General features: G+C 61.5%; 14 protein-coding genes and 1 riboswitch. Of the genes, 4 read left to right on the forward strand and 10 right to left on the reverse strand.

What is annotated here, in order from left to right:
• Nucleotides 1–13 precede the first annotated feature (13 nt).
• From CPA56_RS07240 to CPA56_RS07270, 7 genes are all read right to left on the reverse strand, one after another.
• Nucleotides 14–940 carry a glycosyltransferase family 2 protein gene (locus CPA56_RS07240; RefSeq protein WP_182041467.1) on the reverse strand — a complete coding sequence of 309 codons (927 nt, stop codon included), beginning with the start codon at nucleotides 938–940 and terminating at the stop codon, nucleotides 14–16.
• Nucleotides 941–1,365: 425 nt separating this feature from the next.
• Nucleotides 1,366–1,836 carry a 6,7-dimethyl-8-ribityllumazine synthase gene (gene ribH / locus CPA56_RS07245; RefSeq protein ID WP_182041334.1) on the reverse strand — a complete coding sequence of 157 codons (471 nt, stop codon included), beginning with the start codon at nucleotides 1,834–1,836 and terminating at the stop codon, nucleotides 1,366–1,368.
• Nucleotides 1,837–1,839: 3 nt separating this feature from the next.
• Nucleotides 1,840–3,081, reverse strand: a complete 1,242-nt coding sequence (gene ribB / locus CPA56_RS07250; RefSeq protein WP_182041468.1) for a 3,4-dihydroxy-2-butanone-4-phosphate synthase — start codon at nucleotides 3,079–3,081, stop codon at nucleotides 1,840–1,842.
• 5 nt (nucleotides 3,082–3,086) lie between these two features.
• Complete coding sequence (locus CPA56_RS07255) at nucleotides 3,087–3,737, reverse strand: riboflavin synthase (protein WP_182041335.1); 651 nt, start codon at nucleotides 3,735–3,737, stop codon at nucleotides 3,087–3,089.
• Nucleotides 3,738–3,741: 4 nt separating this feature from the next.
• Entirely contained in the window at nucleotides 3,742–4,803 is a 1,062-nt protein-coding gene (ribD, locus tag CPA56_RS07260; protein ID WP_229707502.1) for a bifunctional diaminohydroxyphosphoribosylaminopyrimidine deaminase/5-amino-6-(5-phosphoribosylamino)uracil reductase RibD, read from the reverse strand.
• Nucleotides 4,804–4,896: 93 nt separating this feature from the next.
• A riboswitch (FMN riboswitch) is annotated at nucleotides 4,897–5,050 on the reverse strand.
• 117 nt (nucleotides 5,051–5,167) lie between these two features.
• Complete coding sequence (locus tag CPA56_RS07265) at nucleotides 5,168–5,692, reverse strand: hypothetical protein (protein WP_182041336.1); 525 nt, start codon at nucleotides 5,690–5,692, stop codon at nucleotides 5,168–5,170.
• 103 nt (nucleotides 5,693–5,795) lie between these two features.
• Entirely contained in the window at nucleotides 5,796–6,542 is a 747-nt protein-coding gene (locus tag CPA56_RS07270; protein ID WP_182041337.1) for a Crp/Fnr family transcriptional regulator, read from the reverse strand.
• Nucleotides 6,543–6,812: 270 nt separating this feature from the next.
• Here CPA56_RS07270 and CPA56_RS07275 point away from each other — a divergent pair, with 270 nt between their 5' ends.
• The 4 genes from CPA56_RS07275 to CPA56_RS07290 all read left to right on the forward strand — a co-directional run bounded on the left by CPA56_RS07275 (nucleotide 6,813) and on the right by CPA56_RS07290 (nucleotide 13,730).
• Entirely contained in the window at nucleotides 6,813–7,679 is an 867-nt protein-coding gene (locus tag CPA56_RS07275) for an OmpW/AlkL family protein (RefSeq protein WP_229707504.1), read from the forward strand.
• Between the two features lie 226 nt (nucleotides 7,680–7,905).
• Complete coding sequence (locus CPA56_RS07280; RefSeq protein WP_182041338.1) at nucleotides 7,906–9,021, forward strand: efflux RND transporter periplasmic adaptor subunit; 1,116 nt, start codon at nucleotides 7,906–7,908, stop codon at nucleotides 9,019–9,021.
• Nucleotides 9,022–9,037: 16 nt separating this feature from the next.
• A complete protein-coding gene (locus CPA56_RS07285) occupies nucleotides 9,038–12,130 on the forward strand; it encodes an efflux RND transporter permease subunit (RefSeq protein ID WP_182041339.1) in 3,093 nt (1,030 codons plus the stop codon).
• 1 nt (nucleotide 12,131) lies between these two features.
• Nucleotides 12,132–13,730, forward strand: a complete 1,599-nt coding sequence (locus CPA56_RS07290; RefSeq protein ID WP_229707506.1) for an efflux transporter outer membrane subunit — start codon at nucleotides 12,132–12,134, stop codon at nucleotides 13,728–13,730.
• 84 nt (nucleotides 13,731–13,814) lie between these two features.
• Here CPA56_RS07290 and CPA56_RS07295 read toward each other — a convergent pair whose 3' ends face one another.
• From CPA56_RS07295 to CPA56_RS07305, 3 genes are all read right to left on the reverse strand, one after another.
• The gene (locus CPA56_RS07295; protein ID WP_182041340.1) at nucleotides 13,815–14,411 is read right to left on the reverse strand and encodes a histidine phosphatase family protein; all 597 of its coding nucleotides are present in this window, start codon (nucleotides 14,409–14,411) and stop codon (nucleotides 13,815–13,817) included.
• A gap of 97 nt (nucleotides 14,412–14,508) precedes the next feature.
• Nucleotides 14,509–15,444: a ribose-phosphate pyrophosphokinase gene (locus tag CPA56_RS07300; protein WP_182041341.1), complete on the reverse strand. Its 936-nt coding sequence runs from the start codon at nucleotides 15,442–15,444 to the stop codon at nucleotides 14,509–14,511.
• A 160-nt stretch (nucleotides 15,445–15,604) separates the two neighbouring features.
• Nucleotides 15,605–17,194, reverse strand: coding sequence for a peptidoglycan-binding protein (locus CPA56_RS07305; protein WP_182041342.1), 1,590 nt, complete (start codon nucleotides 17,192–17,194; stop codon nucleotides 15,605–15,607).
• Between the last annotated feature and the right edge of the window lie 156 nt (nucleotides 17,195–17,350).

Here is a 17,350-nt window from a genome sequence, read left to right on the forward strand (position 1 = left end):
CTGTTTCCGGAACTCAGGGCCTGTCAGAGAAGACGGCAGGATAGGACAGATAGGCCAGCCGTTTCTGTTCTTTCCGGGCAATGGCGATCGTGTCGAGGATCAGGCCACAGACGAAACTCAGGAAAGACAGCAGGACCAGGGCCGTCGCCAGCAGGGCCGTGGGCAGACGTGGCACGACACCGTTATGCAGGTAGAAGGACACGACCGGAATCCCCAGTGCGATCCCCAGCACGAACAGCACGCAGGCAATGGAGGAGAACAGCATGAACGGCTTCTCCAGCTTGACGATCTGGATGATCGTGAGCAGTATCCGGATGCCGTCCTTGTAGGTGCTCAGTTTCGAGACGCTGCCCGGTGGCCTCTCGACATAGGCCGTCTTCATCTCACCGATCGGCAGGCCCAGCTCCAGCGCATGGATGGTGAACTCGGTCTCCGTCTCGAACCCCTGCGACAGGGCCGGAAATGACTTCACGAACCGTTTCGAGAACACCCTGTAACCGGACAGCATGTCCGACAGGCGGCGGCCAAAGATCATGGTCACCAGTCCCGTCAGCATCCGGTTGCCCAGCACATGCCCCAGCCGGTAGGCCGCCTTGCGGTCCGTGACACGGGCACCATTGACCATGTCCAGCCCGTTCTCATATGCATGGGCCAGCAGTTTCGGGGCGGCTTCAGCCTCATATGTCTCGTCCCCGTCAATCAGGACATAGAAATCCGCATCAATGTCAGAGAACATGCGCCGGACGACATAGCCCTTGCCCTGCATCCGCTCCGTACGGACGACCGCTCCCGCAGCACGGGCCACCTCCACCGTCCGGTCGGTGGAGTTGTTGTCATAGACATAGATGGCAGCCCCCGGCATGTATCGGGCAAATTTCTCAACGACATGCCCCACCGTCATTTCTTCATTGTAACAGGGGATCAGGACCGCCACTTTCATGTTCTCAAAATCCACGCAAACCTCTTTTTTTCAAACTGCGGGCCAGTAAAATTCAGCAGGGCACTAATGGCCTCTTCTATGATGCCGAAAACAGAAAATCAACGGCCCTGTCACCCTGATTATATGCCGGACTCTATTGTTTGATTGTTAAATACCTGATCATGGATGGCTCATGGAAATAAAACCGCAAACTTTTCTGATGAATTCAGGAAAAGCGAAATAGTCCTCATGAACAGCCTGCCATAATGAAGGGGCCAGGACAGACAAAAGAAGACCCCAGCCTTTCCCCCACAGTACCGTCACGAAGAAAAGCGGGTGATGTCGGCCCCATGTCACGCCTTTTCCCACCCGGCACGAGAAAAACGTCACGCCCATCCATGATATCGGAAGGGCGTGACGTTTCCATATGGTTCCACCTCAGGTCATTACTGCCGCAGGAAGGCGACCGTCTCCACACAGGCGGCAGCGGCCTCACGACCCTTGTTGTGCTCATCCGCCCGGGACCGCACGATGGCCTGTTCCTCCGTATAGGTCGTCAGGATGCCGAAAGAGATCGGCACGTCATTCGCCAGCTGGGCCTGCATGATGCCAACGGTGGCCCCCATGGAGATGAACTCGAAATGGGCCGTATCCCCCTTGATGACACAGCCGAGGCAGATCACCCCCTCATAGACCCCCTTGCGGGCCAGATGCTGGGCCATGATGGGCAGCTCAAACGCCCCGGGAGCCTCATAGACATCCACCGTCTCATCAATGCCGTGTTCCTTCAGCCACTCCAGCGCACCATCACGCAGGCCACCTGTCACGTCAGGATTGAAGCGGCTGACCAGCAGGGCCAGTCTGGGTGCGTGGGCCAGTTTCAGCCCTTCCGGTGCCGTGGCGATATGTTTGCTCATGGTTCAGCTCTCCTGTAGCACATGCCCCATACGGGTGCGTTTCGTTTCCAGATAATGGCGGTTGAACGGATTGGACGGCACGACCAGCCGTTCCACGGCCTCCACCACCAGTCCGGCCTCCGTCAGGCCACGCTCTTTTTCCGGGTTGTTCGTCAGCAGGCGCAGGCGGGTCACGCCAAGCTCCTCCAGCATGTGGGCGGCCATGTCCCAGCGGCGGGCATCGGCGGGCAGGCCGAGAGCCTCATTGGCATCCACCGTGTCCATGCCCTGATCCTGCAGCTCATAGGCCCTTATCTTGTTGGCCAGACCGATCCCCCGGCCCTCATGCCCCCGCAGATAGAGCAGCACGCCTGATTCCGCCGCGGCAATCCGCCTGAGGGCCTCCCGCAGCTGCGGGCCACAGTCGCAGCGCAGCGACCCCAGCGCATCCCCCGTCACACATTCCGAATGAAGGCGGACCAGCGGGACGGTCTGATCAGGCTTTCCTTTCACGAGGGCCAGATGCTCCACACCATCCTGACCACGGAACGCATGGACACGCAGGTCCTCTCCACCACACACGGTCGGCAAGGCCGCCACGGCCACTCGGGCGGCTTCCGACAGCGGAGCGGTCATCTCCACGACTCCGACATCATCCCGTCCATGCTCGGCAATCCAGCGGCGCATTTCGGCAATGCTGATGAGCGGCAGACCGTGCCGACGGGCATAATGCCGCAGTTCCGGCAGGCGCATCATCGTACCATCCTCGGCCATGATCTCGCAGATCACGCCCGCCGGACGCAGACCTGCCAGCCGCATGAGATCAACAGCTCCTTCCGTATGCCCCTCCCGGGCCATCACGCCATCAGGATTGGCCCGCAGGGGGAACATGTGACCGGGGGAGATGATGTCCGCCGGTGTCGCATCCGGCGCAGACGCCACCTGAATCGTATGGGCACGCTCGGCAGCGGAAATGCCCGTCGTCACGCCGTGGGCGGCCTCAATGGACACGGTGAAGGCCGTGCCCCGCGGGTCCTGATTCTTCGCCACCATGGGAGACAGGCCAAGCCGGTCTATCTGGTCAGCTTCAAGAGACAGGCAGATCAGCCCGCAGGCCTGACGGGCCATGAAATTGATGGTCTCCTGCGTGGCAAACTGCGCTGGCAGAATGAGATCACCTTCATTCTCCCGGTCCTCATCATCCACCATCACGACCATGCGGCCAGCCCGCACGGCGGCGATGGCGGCCTTCAGGTTTGAAGACAGGACGCTCACCGGGCATCTCCCCTGTAGCGCAGTTCCTCTTCCGGCGTGTAGCGCAGGAGCGTCTCCACATATTTGGCCATCATGTCCACTTCCAGATTCACCTTCGCCCCGATGGCCAGCGTGGAAAGATCCGTATGGGTCCATGTATGGGGAATGATCATCAGGCTGATCTCGAAGCCTTCCTGCCCGTCATGGCGCACATCATCATGCACCTCATTCACCGTCAGGCTGATGCCATTGATGGTGATGGACCCTTTCTCGATGACATAGCGGCGCAGGGAAGCAGGCATGAAAATCCGCAGATGATGCGACTCACCCGCTTCGGCAGCATGGGTCAGCCTGCCCACCGCATCGACATGCCCCTGCACGATATGGCCAGAAAGTCGTGTATTGAGGCTGACGGCCCGTTCCAGATTCACCCGGGCACCCTCCACGAGATCACCCAGGGCCGTCCGGGCCAGCGTCTCACCACTCAGGTGGAAATCCGCCACGCCCTCGGGCGTGAAGCGGGTCACGGTCAGGCACACACCATTGGTGGCGATGCTTTCACCTTCCGTCAGATCGGTAAAATGGGTGGCGATCCGTACATCCATGGCCCTGTCCCGCAGGGACACGGACTGCACGTCACCAACACGTTCGATGATTCCTGAAAACATGGTCTTAGTCCCCATATTGGCGCAGAAGCTGGATCGGGCTCCGCTTGTCCGCAGTCTCTTCACGCAGGGTAATGGAAAGCTGGTCGTCCCTGTCCGCCCCCTCATGACGGATGGTCAGCCAGTCATCCCACAGGCCCGCCTCCCGCACGCTGGCCAGCAGGGCAGGCCCGGCCTCGATCAGGGCCCAGTTGACATCCATCTGCCCCAGAAGGGCTGGCAGGGATGAGAGGTCACGGCACTGTTCCACGTGGAACCCGTCCGCCTCCCGTGCCTGACGCCAGGCAGCCGGAAGACGGCCCTGCCGGTCCAGCACGATCAGGGGCCGGGGTGCCCGCCCGGCGTGATCGGGCACATGCCGCACGGTAAAGGACGGATCATCGGCCAGAACGGTCCCGATCCCCGTCACCACGGCATCACAGGCCCGCCGGAGCTGATGGGCCAGCCGGAGGGATGCGGGCGAGGTGAAGGTCTTCCGTCCTTCCGGAGGAATCATGCTGCCCTGCCCGTCCAGAGCCTGCTTCACGCTCAGCCATGGGCGGCCCTGCGTCACTCGGCAGGCAAACGGTGCAAGAAGTGCGGCACAGTCCTGCGCCAGAGAGCGCAGTCCGGGTTCATCGGCCAGAAAATGCACCCGTTTCGGAGAAAGGCCCCCGGCCAGATGGTCCGCTCCCCCTGTGGCCTGCGGGTTGAGATCCCGGGCACCGATCCACACGGTCTGCACGGGACTGTTTTTCAGCCTGTCACTACAGGGAGGGGTCCGGCCATGATGATTACAGGGTTCCAGCGTCACCAGGGCTGTGCGGACCTGCTCCAGCACGCCTTTCTCCCGGGCCTGCTCCAGAGCCATGACCTCGGCATGAGGCTGGCCCGCAGCGGGATGCGCACCCACGGCGAGCAGGCGGCCCTCACCATCCAGCAGGGCACAGCCCACCGCCGGATTGGGAGCCGTCGCCCCCATCTTCTGCACGGCCGCCTTCACGGCCTCCCGGAAACCAGCCCGCACGCCCTCCAGTGGCAAGGGCGGGCTGTCCGTCCTTCGTGTCTCGCTCGACACATCTGTCATCATCAGTCCCCAATCATCTCAGGGACGTTCGCGGCGACGTCACGCCTTCCCCCTTCACGGAAAGGCGGCATCGCCCCCTCCCGCAATGGACAGGAAGAACGTTCTCTCTCATCCGGACTCTGACCGTCGGCCCCGGAATCCCACCGGGTCTGCTTGTCTCCTGCCCGAAGGGCAGGACGCTCGCGGGCTTAGGCAACCTGAAGCTGCCAACACCGCCGGTAGGGAATTTCACCCTGCCCCGAGAACGTCTGTCTCACTCTTGTCATGCCCTATATGGAGAGCCAGCCCCCAAAGAGCAAGAGGCCGCTCCAACGGGAGCGGCCTCTCGACTTCAATGCCATCCTGTACGGATCAGCCCCTGATGGGATCAGAACCCGCTCTTCAGGGAATGGACGAAGTCCTTGTTGGACTGGATGGTGCTGTCACGCATGTCCTTCCAGCTCTTCTTCTGGGCCTCCAGCTGGTCCTTCTGGGCATTCAGCTGATCCTTGATGCGCTGCTTCTCTTCAGCCGGAGCGTTCTTGTACTTGTCACGGACATCCTTGATCTGCTGCTTGCGATCATCGATGTTCTTCTGGATCTCGGCCTTCTTGTCGGCGGCAAGGTTCTTGTACTTGTCCTGAAGGTTCTGCAGACGCTCCTGACGCTGCTTCACGTCTGACTGGAGGGCGTCCATGCGCTTCTGGATGCGGGCACGGGCCTGCTCCGGAGCGGAGGCGTACTTCTGCTGAAGAGCCTGAATCTTGGCGTTCTCGTTCTGGATGGACTTCGTCACGTTGTCCATGCTGCTCTGGATGGCCAGCGGGTCGTTCGGATCATAGGCATGAGCCTGCGGCAGCAGGGAGAAGGACGAAGCCAGCAGCGTGGCCGTGAGCAGGGTACGGATCTTCATGAAAGGAGCTCCTAGAAATGTGTGCGGAAACGTATCCTGTTGTTACACCAGCATCAGACAGCAAAAAAGTTAAAAAAAGGCCACCTGCGGAAGGCTTGACTTCTCAGTCCTTCCTGATTCCGTTCGCCATGTCACTCAGCGTGCCCGGGGCAAGAAGCGTCACGGAACTGGCCCCCTGCACGGTGATCAGCCCCTCCTTCCTGAAGAGGCCGAAGGTGCGGCTCACCGTCTCGATCGTCAGCCCGAGATAGTCGGCGATGTCCGTCCGGGACATGGGCAGGGGCAGGGTCAGCGGGCCGTGTCCGTCCCGCAGTTCCTGGCCATGCAGACGGCAGGGACTGGCCTGCTCGACCAGAAAACTGGCCAGCCGCTCACGGGCCGTCTTGCGCCCCAGAAGCATGAGCCTGGCCTGCATCTTGACCAGCTCGCTGGAGGCCTCCTGCTGGAGCCGCCCCCGCAGTCTGGGGAAACGCTCCACGAGACGGTCGATGGAGGAATGGGGAAAACGGCACAGGGTCACGTCACCCAGGGCTTCCGCCGTGAAGGCATAGGTGTCGGACGACGCCAGCCCCAGAAAGTCGCCCAGCTCGGCAAAGCCCATGACCTGCCTGCGCCCGTCCGGCATGAGGCTGAACAGCTTGGCCCGTCCTCCCGCCAGCACGTAGAAATCGTGCGCCGGTGCCCCCTCCCTGATGAAACAGCGGCCCGCAGGAACAGTGACACGTGAGGACTCCGCCACCAGTGCGGGCAGGTCCTCGTCATCAATGACATTGCAGATGCTGACCGACCGGCCAGAACAGCGGCCGCACCGTTCACGGACGGCATCCACAAGGCTGCGACCTGTTTCCATCGTATCTTCCCTGTTTTTTCTAAAATCCATTCCTGCATTAGCGGGCGGGCGACGCCTTGGAAAAGCAACGCTCCTTATGACAGTGACAAGAGAAGGCTATATTTTGATTTAGATCAAGAGATTTCACTATTTGTCCTTAATGACCGATTACAGTCATCGATTTTCTCTTGTTTTTGGCAAAAATCAGACCTATTTTCCGGAAAGGAACAATTACATTTTGTCCATCTTCATCCGCCGCACCATCATGAACTATCAGGGATTCTAGGAAAAATGAGCCGCATCTTCACCCGGATGGCCACAGCTGCGCTGTTTGCTCTTGGGTCTGTCTCCTTCGCCACCGCACAGACGACCGCTCCAGGCAACGGAACCTCCGTGTCTGCGTCCGGCACCATGCAGGCAGCCCCGGATGCTTCCGTGCATCTCCACGCCCCGGATGACCACCGCTGCGGCCTCTTCCAGACCTGTGCCAACACCCGGATCGGCCTTGGCAAAGGGGATTTCATCATCCGCCTGTCCGCCCTCGGCGTGATCACGAACAACACGGGCTCCCGCGTCAAGCTGAACCCGTCCTCCCCTGCGGCAGCCCTGGCTGGCGGAAACCACTTCCGCAACAATGTCAGCGTGACCAATCAGGTCATGCCTGAGCTGACGCTCGAATATTTCCTGACGGACCACCTCTCCCTGGACCTCATCGCCTCCTCCACACGCCACGAGGCTGCGGCCCATGTCGGCCAGCTGGGCAAGCTGGATGCCGGCAGCTTCTGGATCCTGCCGCCCACGCTGACGGCCGCCTACCATTTCCGCCCACACAAACGCTTCAACCCCTATGCGGGCCTCGGCATCACGGTGGCCATCTTCCACAACATGCATCAGGCCACCAACCTGGGCGGTGCCTTCAACGGGGCCGTGTTTGATGCCATGCACATGAAGACCAATGTCGGTCCGAGCTTCAACCTCGGCTTCGACTATCAGATGGTCGGCAACTGGTTCTTCAACTTCGACGTCAAGCAGATCCTGCTTCTCAACCAGAGCGTCCATCTGAGCCGTCGTGACAATGCCGTCACCGGTGGCCGTGTCCGTGTTCATGACGACGTGAACCCGACCGTCGTCGGTGCCGGTATCGAATACCGCTTCTGATCTCTCCCTCCAGACGGAAGATCATTCATGAAAAGGGCCGCAGTTACTCTGCGGCCCTTTCTTCTCGTACTGGTACAGACTGGCCACTACTGGACAAGACTTTCCCTTCCATTCGTAAAGTTCGATCGTTTCGGTACAGCCACAATTCCGTGACAAACCATGACATCTGTGCCAGAAGGGGATGCATTTTGCCGGAGCAGTCAGAAGAGCGGAGATCCTTCCAATAATGCATGTCTCGCGTAATGTTGTTATTACTGGTACCGCCCTGATCATTCTTCTGCTGGCCTGGGGGGCATGGTCCCTCATGCCACAGCGGATCATAGAGACTGCTCCTCCTCCTGCCGTTACTCATGATGGCGACCTGCTGCGCATCCGGGCCGGTGGCCCACTGGATGGCCAGCTCATGGTCGAACCGGTGACGGAGACCCTCTCCCCCCATCAGGTGGCCCTCCCGGCCCAGGTCATCACCAGCCCCGGCCAGAGCGTGGACATTCACTCCCCCGTCGTCGGGCGTGTGGCGAACCTGTACGTGCAGACAGGCCAGCATGTACAGAAAGGGGACGTGCTCGCCATCCTCTATTCCGGTGACCTGGCCCAGGCCTGGTCGGATGACCGCAAGGCACAGGCCGCCCTGACCCTGGCCCGGCAGGCCTACCGGCGTGCCGTCGGCGTGCTGAATGTCGGTGGCAACGCCGTGAAGGACATGCAGTCCGCCAAGAATGATCTGGAACAGGCCCAGGCGGAGGCCACCCGTGCCCATCTCCGCCTTCAGGCCCTCGGCACCGACGGCAATGCAGGCTACCAGCCGCTCGTCGCCCCGGTCTCCGGCATCGTGACATCAGTCTCGACCGGTGTCGGCCAGAACGTGACCGACATGACCGCCGCCCTGATGAACGTGTCCAACCTTGATACGGTCTGGGTCCAGGCCAGCCTGCCGGAATCCCTCCTGCCCATGCTCGGCACCACCATGACGCTGGATGCGGCCTTCCCCAGCCAGCACTGCAACGGCCCGGTGACATCGCAGGACGGCACCATCCACATGGACACGCGCCGCCTGAACCTCTACCTGCGCTGCAACAACCTCCAGGGGACACTCCGCCCCGGGCAGTTCACGACGGCAACACTGAACATCACCCAGCAGAGCCAGCCGCTCCTGCCCAAGACGGCCCTGCTGATGGACAATGATCAGGTCTCCGTCTTCGTGGAGACGGCTCCCAACGCCTACCGCCGCCGTTTCATCACCATCAGCTATGAAGAGGGAGAGTCCGTGCGTGTCCTCTCCGGCCTGAAGGCTGGCGAGCGTATCATCACGCACGGTGCCATTCTGCTCAATGATTACTGAGGGCCGCTGAGCAGCTATGTTTATCGAAAAATTCATCACATGGTGCTTCGGCCATCGCAAGGCTGTCGCCTTTCTCACCATCGCCCTGTTCATCACCGGCATGGTGGCGTGGAAACAGCTGCCCGTGGAGGCCTACCCGGACCTCGGGCCAGCCAGCGTCCTGGTGACGACCCAGGTCAACGGCCTTGCCGCCGAGGAGATGGAGCATCAGGTCACCACGCCTGTCGAACGTGAGCTTGCTGCCGTTCCCGGTGTCGTGGAGAGCCGCTCCAGCACGACCTTCGGCCTCTCCCTGATCACGCTCATCTTTGATGACGGCACGGACATCTACCGTGCCCGCCAGCTGGTGCAGAGCCAGCTTGACGGCCTCCAGCTGACAGGCGGTGCCCAGCCCTCCCTTGGCCCCATCTCCGGAGCCAGCGGAGAAATCTACCGCTACACGGTGGAATCGGACGACCGGGACCTCATGACCATCTCCGACGTGCAGAGATGGGAAATCATCCCTGCCCTCCAGCGGGTGCCCGGCGTGGTGAACATCGACAATTTCGGCGGGTTCACACGGGAATACCAGCTGATCCTCGACCCCAACGCCCTCATCCGGTACGGCATCAGCGTCAGTGACGTGATGAACGCCATCCGCAACAGCAACGCCAATGCTGGCGGCGGCCGTGTCACCCGTGGGGAGCAGTCCTACATCATCCGTGGCGTGGGGCAGATCCACTCTCTGGAGGACATGCGCAACACCGTCATCGGCCATCACGACGGCGTGCCCATTTTCCTCTCCGAACTGGGACGGATCGAGTTCGGCCATCAGGTCCGGGAAGGGATGCTCGGCAAGAACGGCAACCCTGACACGATCGAAGGTGTCGTGACGATGCTGCGTGGGGCCAATCCCTCGCAGGTGCTGGATGACCTCCACGCCGCCGTCAACAAACTTCAGGAACAGCTCAAGTCCCGGCACATCCGCATCGTTCCGTATCTTGACCGTGACAACCTCGTAAAATCCACCACCGACAAGGTCAGCGAGACCATTCTGGAGGGGATCGGCCTCGTGCTGGTCATCCTCACCTTCTTCCTCGGCTCGCCCCGCAGTGCCGCCATCACGGCGGTGACCATCCCCTTCGCCCTCTCCTTCGCCTTCATCCTCATGCGGGCCTGCGGCATGGCGGCCAACCTCTTCTCCCTCGGAGCCGTGGATTTTGGCGTGATCGTCGACGGGGCCATCGTCATCACCGAGGTCATCCTCCGCCACAGGGAGGAACACCCCAACCTCCCGCTGAACCAGCCGGACATTCTGGCCATCACCCGCCGTGCGGGACGGGCCATCTTCGCCTCCACCATCATCATCGTGGTGGCCTACAGTCCGCTCTTCGCCTTCGAAGGCAGCGAGGCCAAGATATTCCGGCCCATGGCCTGGACCGTCAGCTTCGCCCTGCTGGGTGCCCTGCTCTGCGCCCTGGCCCTGACCCCCACCATGTCATTCCTGGCCCTGCGCAAGCCACGGCCCATCTGGCACAACAAACCGCTGGACTGGCTGCACAGGCGGTATGACGGGCTGCTCCGCCACCTGCTGGATCACCCGGTCATACCGTTCATCAGTGCCGGTCTGGCCCTCGTGGCCGTGATCGCCCTAGGCGTCACGACAGGGCGGGAGTTCCTGCCCGACCTCGACGAGGGTGCACTCTGGCTCCAGGTGCAGATGCCGACCGGCATCTCCCTTGAGAAAGGACAGGAGAAGGCCACGGAAATCCGCCGTGCCGTGCGGGAGTTCCCGGAAACGTCCTATGCCATCACGCAGCTTGGCCGCTCCGATGACGGAACGGACCCTTGGACGCCATCCCACATCGAGATGCCCGTCGGCCTGACCCCCTACAGCCAGTGGGCACATGGCGAGACCAAGGCCGAGTTCATCACCAGGCTGCGTGCCCGCCTGAACAGGATCGCAGGCATTTCCTTCTCCATCAGCCAGCCGATCGAGGACAACCTCAGCGACCAGCTGGGCGGGGCACACAGCCCGCTCGTGATGCGCATCTATGGTGACGATCTTTCCGGCCTGCGTGTTCTGGGCCGACAGGTGGTCGAACAGCTCTGGCGGGTCAAGGGTACCGTGCAGGCCGACATCTTCCAGGAACCCAAGATTCCACAGATCGAGATCACGCCGGACCGCCTGAAAGCCGCCCGCTATGGCATCAGCATCAATGACATCACCGATGTCATCAACAGTGCCATCGGGGACGAACCCCTGACCAGCGTGATCGAAGGGGACCGCTTCTACAACGCCACCCTGCGCATCGACAACACGCAGCGTTCCAACCTCCAGCTTCTGGGGCAGATACCGATGATCACGAGTGACGGCAGTGCCGTCACGCTCGCCGACGTCGCCCGCATCCGCCTCCAGATGGGCGAGAGCAGCATCGCCCATGAGATGGGCGAACGGCAGATCACGCTTCAGGTGGACAATGGCAACCGGCCCATGTCCCTCTATCTTGAGGATGCCCAGAAGCTCATCGACCAGAATGTCCATTACGATCACCAGAAGTTCCGCATCGAATGGGCCGGGACATTCCAGGAAGCCCAGCACGCCCAGGTCCGTCTGGTGGCCGCCCTTGGCGTCATGTTCGCCGTCATGCTGGGGCTGCTCTATGCGGAATTCCAGAAGTTCCGCCATGCGCTGCTCATCATCGGCATCGTCCCCCTTGCCGCCCTGGGCGGGCTGGTCGCCCTGCACATGCGGGCCGAGACCCTGAACATCGCCACGGCCGTCGGGTTCATCGCCCTGTTCGGGGTCGCCATCCAGAATGGCATCATCATGGTCTCCAACATCAACCGCTACATCAGGGCGGGTGGGGACATCCGGGAGGCAACGAGGCTGGGCGCAACGGAACGTTTCCGCCCCGTGCTGATGACGGCCACCGTGGCCAGCGTGGGGATGCTGCCAGCCGCCATGGCCACCGGCGTGGGAACCGACGTGCAGCGGGGACTGGCCACCGTAGTCGTCGGGGGGCTTGGCATCGCCACCCTGCTGACCCTCCTCATCCTGCCTGTCTGCTTCTGCCGGATGGAAGAATGGGTCCACCGCCGGGGCAGCCAGAAACAGCAGGAGGCCTGACATGACACAGCGTTTCACCCTCTTCCGGCGGACCGTGACGGATCGTGACATGACCTCCCGCACGGGGCGGTCCCGGTCGTCCCTTCTGCTCGCCGTAACACTGATCGGTGGCATGGCCTTCGGACTGGGAGGCTGCATCGTCGGGCCTTCGCCCAAGGACATTCCCCCCCTGCCTGCACAGACGGGCTACAGCCAGAAGGCCATCACGCAGTCCGAGGGCGGCCGGGACAGGTCACGGGACAGCCTTCTGCGGCGGCAGCATTTCGTGTCCGGTGCCGACGTGGCGGGCCGGTGGTGGGAAGCGTTCCAGAACCCCCGCCTCAACCTGCTGGTCGAGCAGGCCCTGGCCAACAACATGACCCTGAAGGCCATGCAGGCCGGGCTGCGGGCCGCCTGGGAACAGCGCAGGGTGGAGGGAGCCTCGCTCTATCCCAGCATCTCGGCCCAGTTCATCCCGACACGCAACAAGACATCCAAGGCCCTCTCGCCTGTTCCCAACAACAATGAGTGGCTCTACAACCTGCATACGGCCCAGCTGAACGTCGGTTATGTCCCCGACCTCTGGGGCGGGATGCGTCTGGCCATCCGCAATGCCCAGGCACAGGCGGACATCCAGCGTTTCCAGCTGGAGGCCACGACCCTGACGATGATCTCAAACATCGTCAACACGGCCATCACGGAAGCCGGACTGCGTGAACAGATCAGGGCAAAGGAAGCCCTGATCGCCCAGCAGATGGCCATGGTCAGCATCAACCAGAAACAGGTCGGGCTTGGAGACCAGTCCCGGATGAGCCAGCTCGCCCTGCGGGACTCTCTGGCCCAGCTACAGGCGGACCTGCCCCCGCTGCGGACCCAGCTGGCCCAGACACGGGACCAGCTGGCCACGCTTGCCGGTCTCAGCCCCAATGCGGACATGCCCGTCTTTGAGCTGAAGGATTTCACCCTTCCGCAGCAGCTTCCGCTTTCACTGCCTGCACGGCTTCTGGCACAGCGGCCCGACATCGCCTCCGCCCAGGCGCAGATCCGTGCCGCCGGTGCCCAGCTGGGCATCGCCATTGCCAACCGTCTGCCCAACGTGCAGCTGAGTGCCCTGCCGGGTGAAGCCGTTGACAGCATGAGCAAGATGTTCAAGCCCGGCATGGGCAACTGGATGCTGGCTGCCACCGTCACGCAGCCCATCTTTCAGGGCGGGTCCCTGCTCCATGCCCAGCGTGAGGCCAAGGCCAATTACGAGCAGGCCAAGGACTATTACAGGGCCGCCATCCTCTCGGCCGTCAGTGACGTGGCCGACAGTCTCCACGCCGTGGAACTTGACGGGAACACGCTCATTGCAGACCAGAACGGCCTTGAGGCCGCCACGCAGGCTCTCCGCATTGCCGAGGCCCAGCACAGGCTGGGCGACAACAGTCGGCTTGATGTTGAGCAGGCCCGCATGGCTGTGGCGCAGGACCAGATTTCCGTGGCGCAGGACAAGGTCACCCGCCTTTCCGATACGGTCGGTCTCTTTCAGGCTCTTGGCGGAGGCTGGTGGAACCGCAACGACCTTGGCGTCAGCCCCAGGGACGCCAAGCGTCTCTCCACAACGCTGGTTCCGTGGTAATCTGACCGGACCAGCTCTCCAGACATGAAAAAAGGCCGCCTCCATGCCCCGGAAGCGGCCTTTCTTTCAGGAGGTTCTGGCCACTCAGGCAGAAAGCAGCTTCAGCTCCCAGCCTTCTTCTTCTGGAGAGGCCTTCAGGGGCATGGCATTCGGCAGGCGGACATTGATTTCCAGCCCCATGGCTGCCCGCAGGCCACGGAACAGGGCACCATGCGCCACGATCAGCGGGGCACCCTCACCGGCGTCATGCGCCCGGTTCAGGGCCTGGATGCCACGGGTCTTCAGGGTGATGAAATCCTCCCCCTTTTCCGGGACGAAAGTTCCGTCAATCCATGTATTGTACCAGTCGCCCATCGGCTTGCCTTCCTGCACTCCGAAGCTGACCTCCTGAAGGTCCTCATCCCCCGTCAGCGGCAGCCTGATGCCCGTCCGTTCATGAATGGCATCCCGCACATGCTCGGCCGTGACGAAGGCCCGCTTCAGCGGTGATGAAACGATGTGCGTGAAAGGCCGTGCCCCCGTCTCGAACAGCTCGGCCAGCTGTCTGCCAGCAAGACGGGCCTGCGTCAGACCTGTCTCGTTCAGCGGAATGTCCGTCCGGCCCTGCGAGAGATGCCGGGCATTCCAGTCCGTTTCACCATGACGAAGAAACCAGAACGGTTCCGCACGAAGCTGTGTCATTCTCTAACCTCTCCCAAAATCCCAATCACCGGGGAGACACCAGCAGCCTGCCCCATGACAGGCAGGCCGGAAGCCCCCCTGCCAGCAGAGCGGTCCCTCAGTCAAACAGTGTGGACACGGAACTTTCGTCCGCAACAGCCCGGATGGCACGGGCCATCAGGTCAGCCGTGGAAATCTGCCGGATGTTGGTGGCCGCCTTCAGCTCTTCCGTGGCCGGAATGCTGTCCGTCAGGGTCAGCATGGCCAGCGGACTGTTCTGCACACGCTCGCAGGCGTTGCCTGTCAGCACGCCGTGAGTGACGTAAGCCTCCACCCCGGCAGCTCCATGCTTCACCAGAGCCTCGGCCGCATTGCAGAGTGACCCGCCACTGTCGATGATGTCATCCACCAGAACACAGAAACGGCCCGACACGTCGCCGATCACGTTCATCACCTCGGAGACGCCCGCCCGTTCACGACGCTTGTCGATGATGGCCAGATCGACATTCAGCCTACGGGCCAGCTGGCGGGCACGCACCACACCCCCCACATCCGGGGACACGATCATCAGCTTCTCAGGGTCGGGATGGCGGCGTGTCAGGTCCTTCACGAAAAGTGGAGCCGCATAGAGATTGTCCGTGGGGATGTCAAAGAAGCCCTGAATCTGCATGGCGTGCAGGTCCATCGTCAGGATGCGGTTGGCACCGGCCTCTGTCAGCAGGTTGGCCACCAGCTTGGCACTGATGGGCGTGCGGGGACCTGATTTGCGGTCCTGGCGGGCATAGCCGAAATAGGGCATCACCGCCGTGACACGCCGTGCAGACCCACGCCGCAGGGCATCCAGAACGACGAGAAGCTCCATCAGATGATCGTTGGTCGGCGTGCAGGTGCTCTGGAGGACGAACATGTCCTCTCCACGCACATTCTCCTGAATTTCAACAAATACCTCACCATCAGCAAAACGGCGGATGGATGTCTTGCACAAGGGAATTCCGAGCTCATCGGCCACAGCCTGAGCCAGAGGCAGGTTACTGTTACAAGCAACGATCTTCATGATGGATACTTTTCATAGAAGGACAGTAAGAGGCGGTTCAGCCCCTTCTATCAGTCCGCCCGATTAATGTCATGATTTTCCAGCAGTCAGGCCACAGCACGGTAAGTTTACCTCCCATTTACCTGAAAAGGGCCTATCCTGCCGCCCCCTGAACAGGGGTCTAGAACTGCCTATACTGCTTTGCATACTGATATGCCTGTGTGATCTCTGCCGTCCGGCGGACGGCCTTTTCATAGGCGGCTCCCCCTATGTGGGCAAAACGGTCGGGATGATGCTGCTTGATCAGCCGCCTGTAGGCACCGATGATTTCCTCCCGGGTTGCCCGCTCCGAGACTTCCAGCACGACATGCCAGGCCCTGCCGCCGCTCCCTGAAGAAGAACCGGAACGCTGCCGCTGCTGGCGACGGGCCCGCTCCCCCTGCCGCCGCCTTTCCCTCTCGGCTTCCTCCGCCCGTTTCTGCTGCTCCTGCTGGCGTCTCGTTCTGGCCTCGCCCGCCTTTGCCACCTGTTGCAGCAGGCCATGCACATGAACGGAGCAGCGATAAAAATCCTGCCATGTCCGCCCCTTTCCCAGCTCTTCCAGAATGCTCCGGGCCGTCCCGCCCCTGATCGGCCGGACGAGGCCCACCAGAAACCGGAAGCAGCTCCCCAGACGGCGTTCCACGAGATGCTCCAGAAGCTGCTCCCCCCGGGCAATGTCCAGCTCCCTGATCCAGCCAGCCCACAGCATGCCAGCCTTCTGATAACAGTCCCGCTCCCTGTCCGACGAGAACCCGACCTTCGCCTTTTTGCCGAAACGCCACCTCTGGTAAAAAACGAGCCCCCCGACCAGAACCAGCAGAATCTTCAGACTGAACAGGACTTCGACGACCTGCCAGATCACGCCGACCAGTTTCATTGGCACCAGCAGAACAGGCAGCACCAGCTTCCACAGCTCCGTCAGGAGGCCCCCGGCCGTCTGCATGACCAGACCATACAGATGCACCATAATCTTCAGGACAGCAGGGCCGCCTCCGTGACCATCATGTACTGGCCCGGGACCTGCATCATGACCCGATGGCACAGTCTGCCCCGACCCGTCACCAGCCGGACGGGACATGTCCTGCACAACCGTGGAAACCCTGCCGTGCGGGACGGACATTTTTCCGTCATTTCCGGCAGCCAGAAGCTCCGGCAGGAGCATGCGGGCATCCTCATCCCCCAGAAAACCATCCTGATGGGGCTGCCCTGTCTGTTCCTGCCACCGGAGAATAGCCTCCCGGGTTGTGTCCCCATAAACCCCATCAACTGTCGAACCGCCGAACAGATACCCCAGATTCCTCAGCCGCTCCTGAAGGGCCAGATGGTCGTCTATCGGCCGGACAGCCTCCTCATGGGCCCTGCCTGTCAGGCGTGCCCGGTACCGGTCCGTGACCTGTCCCACGATCCGCTGATAACAGGCCGCAGGACTCTCGCCATAAATGCCATCTGCCGGGAAACAGTCCTGCACCGCCTCAAGATCATGGGCCAGACCGGTCCTGAGCTGGGGCAGGAGATAGACCGGACTCTGATGACGCAGGGCATAATAGGCCTGATCCAGAACCAGAAGACTTCTGGCTGAATCGGAATCAGCACATAGAAGAACCTGAACCGGTACGTCCCTGTTTACATGGGCACAGTCAAAATCAGGATGATAGATTCTGGCAGAAGCTGTCGAACAGCCGATGAATACGCATGAAATCAGGGCCGTTTTCAGGAAAAGGAGACGCATGGCAGTCCATTTATTACATGGTATTCATTTCTATAATTTGATTGTCTCACCCTGTCTATTCCTGCCGCTCCCGTCCAGAAAAGCCCTGCACTGTCAGCAGACAAGGCATAAAAAGAGGCGTTCCGGATACCGGAACGCCCCACAGGCATGGACAGA

Source organism: Bombella mellum (genome assembly GCF_014048465.1).
GTDB lineage: Bacteria > Pseudomonadota > Alphaproteobacteria > Acetobacterales > Acetobacteraceae > Bombella > Bombella mellum.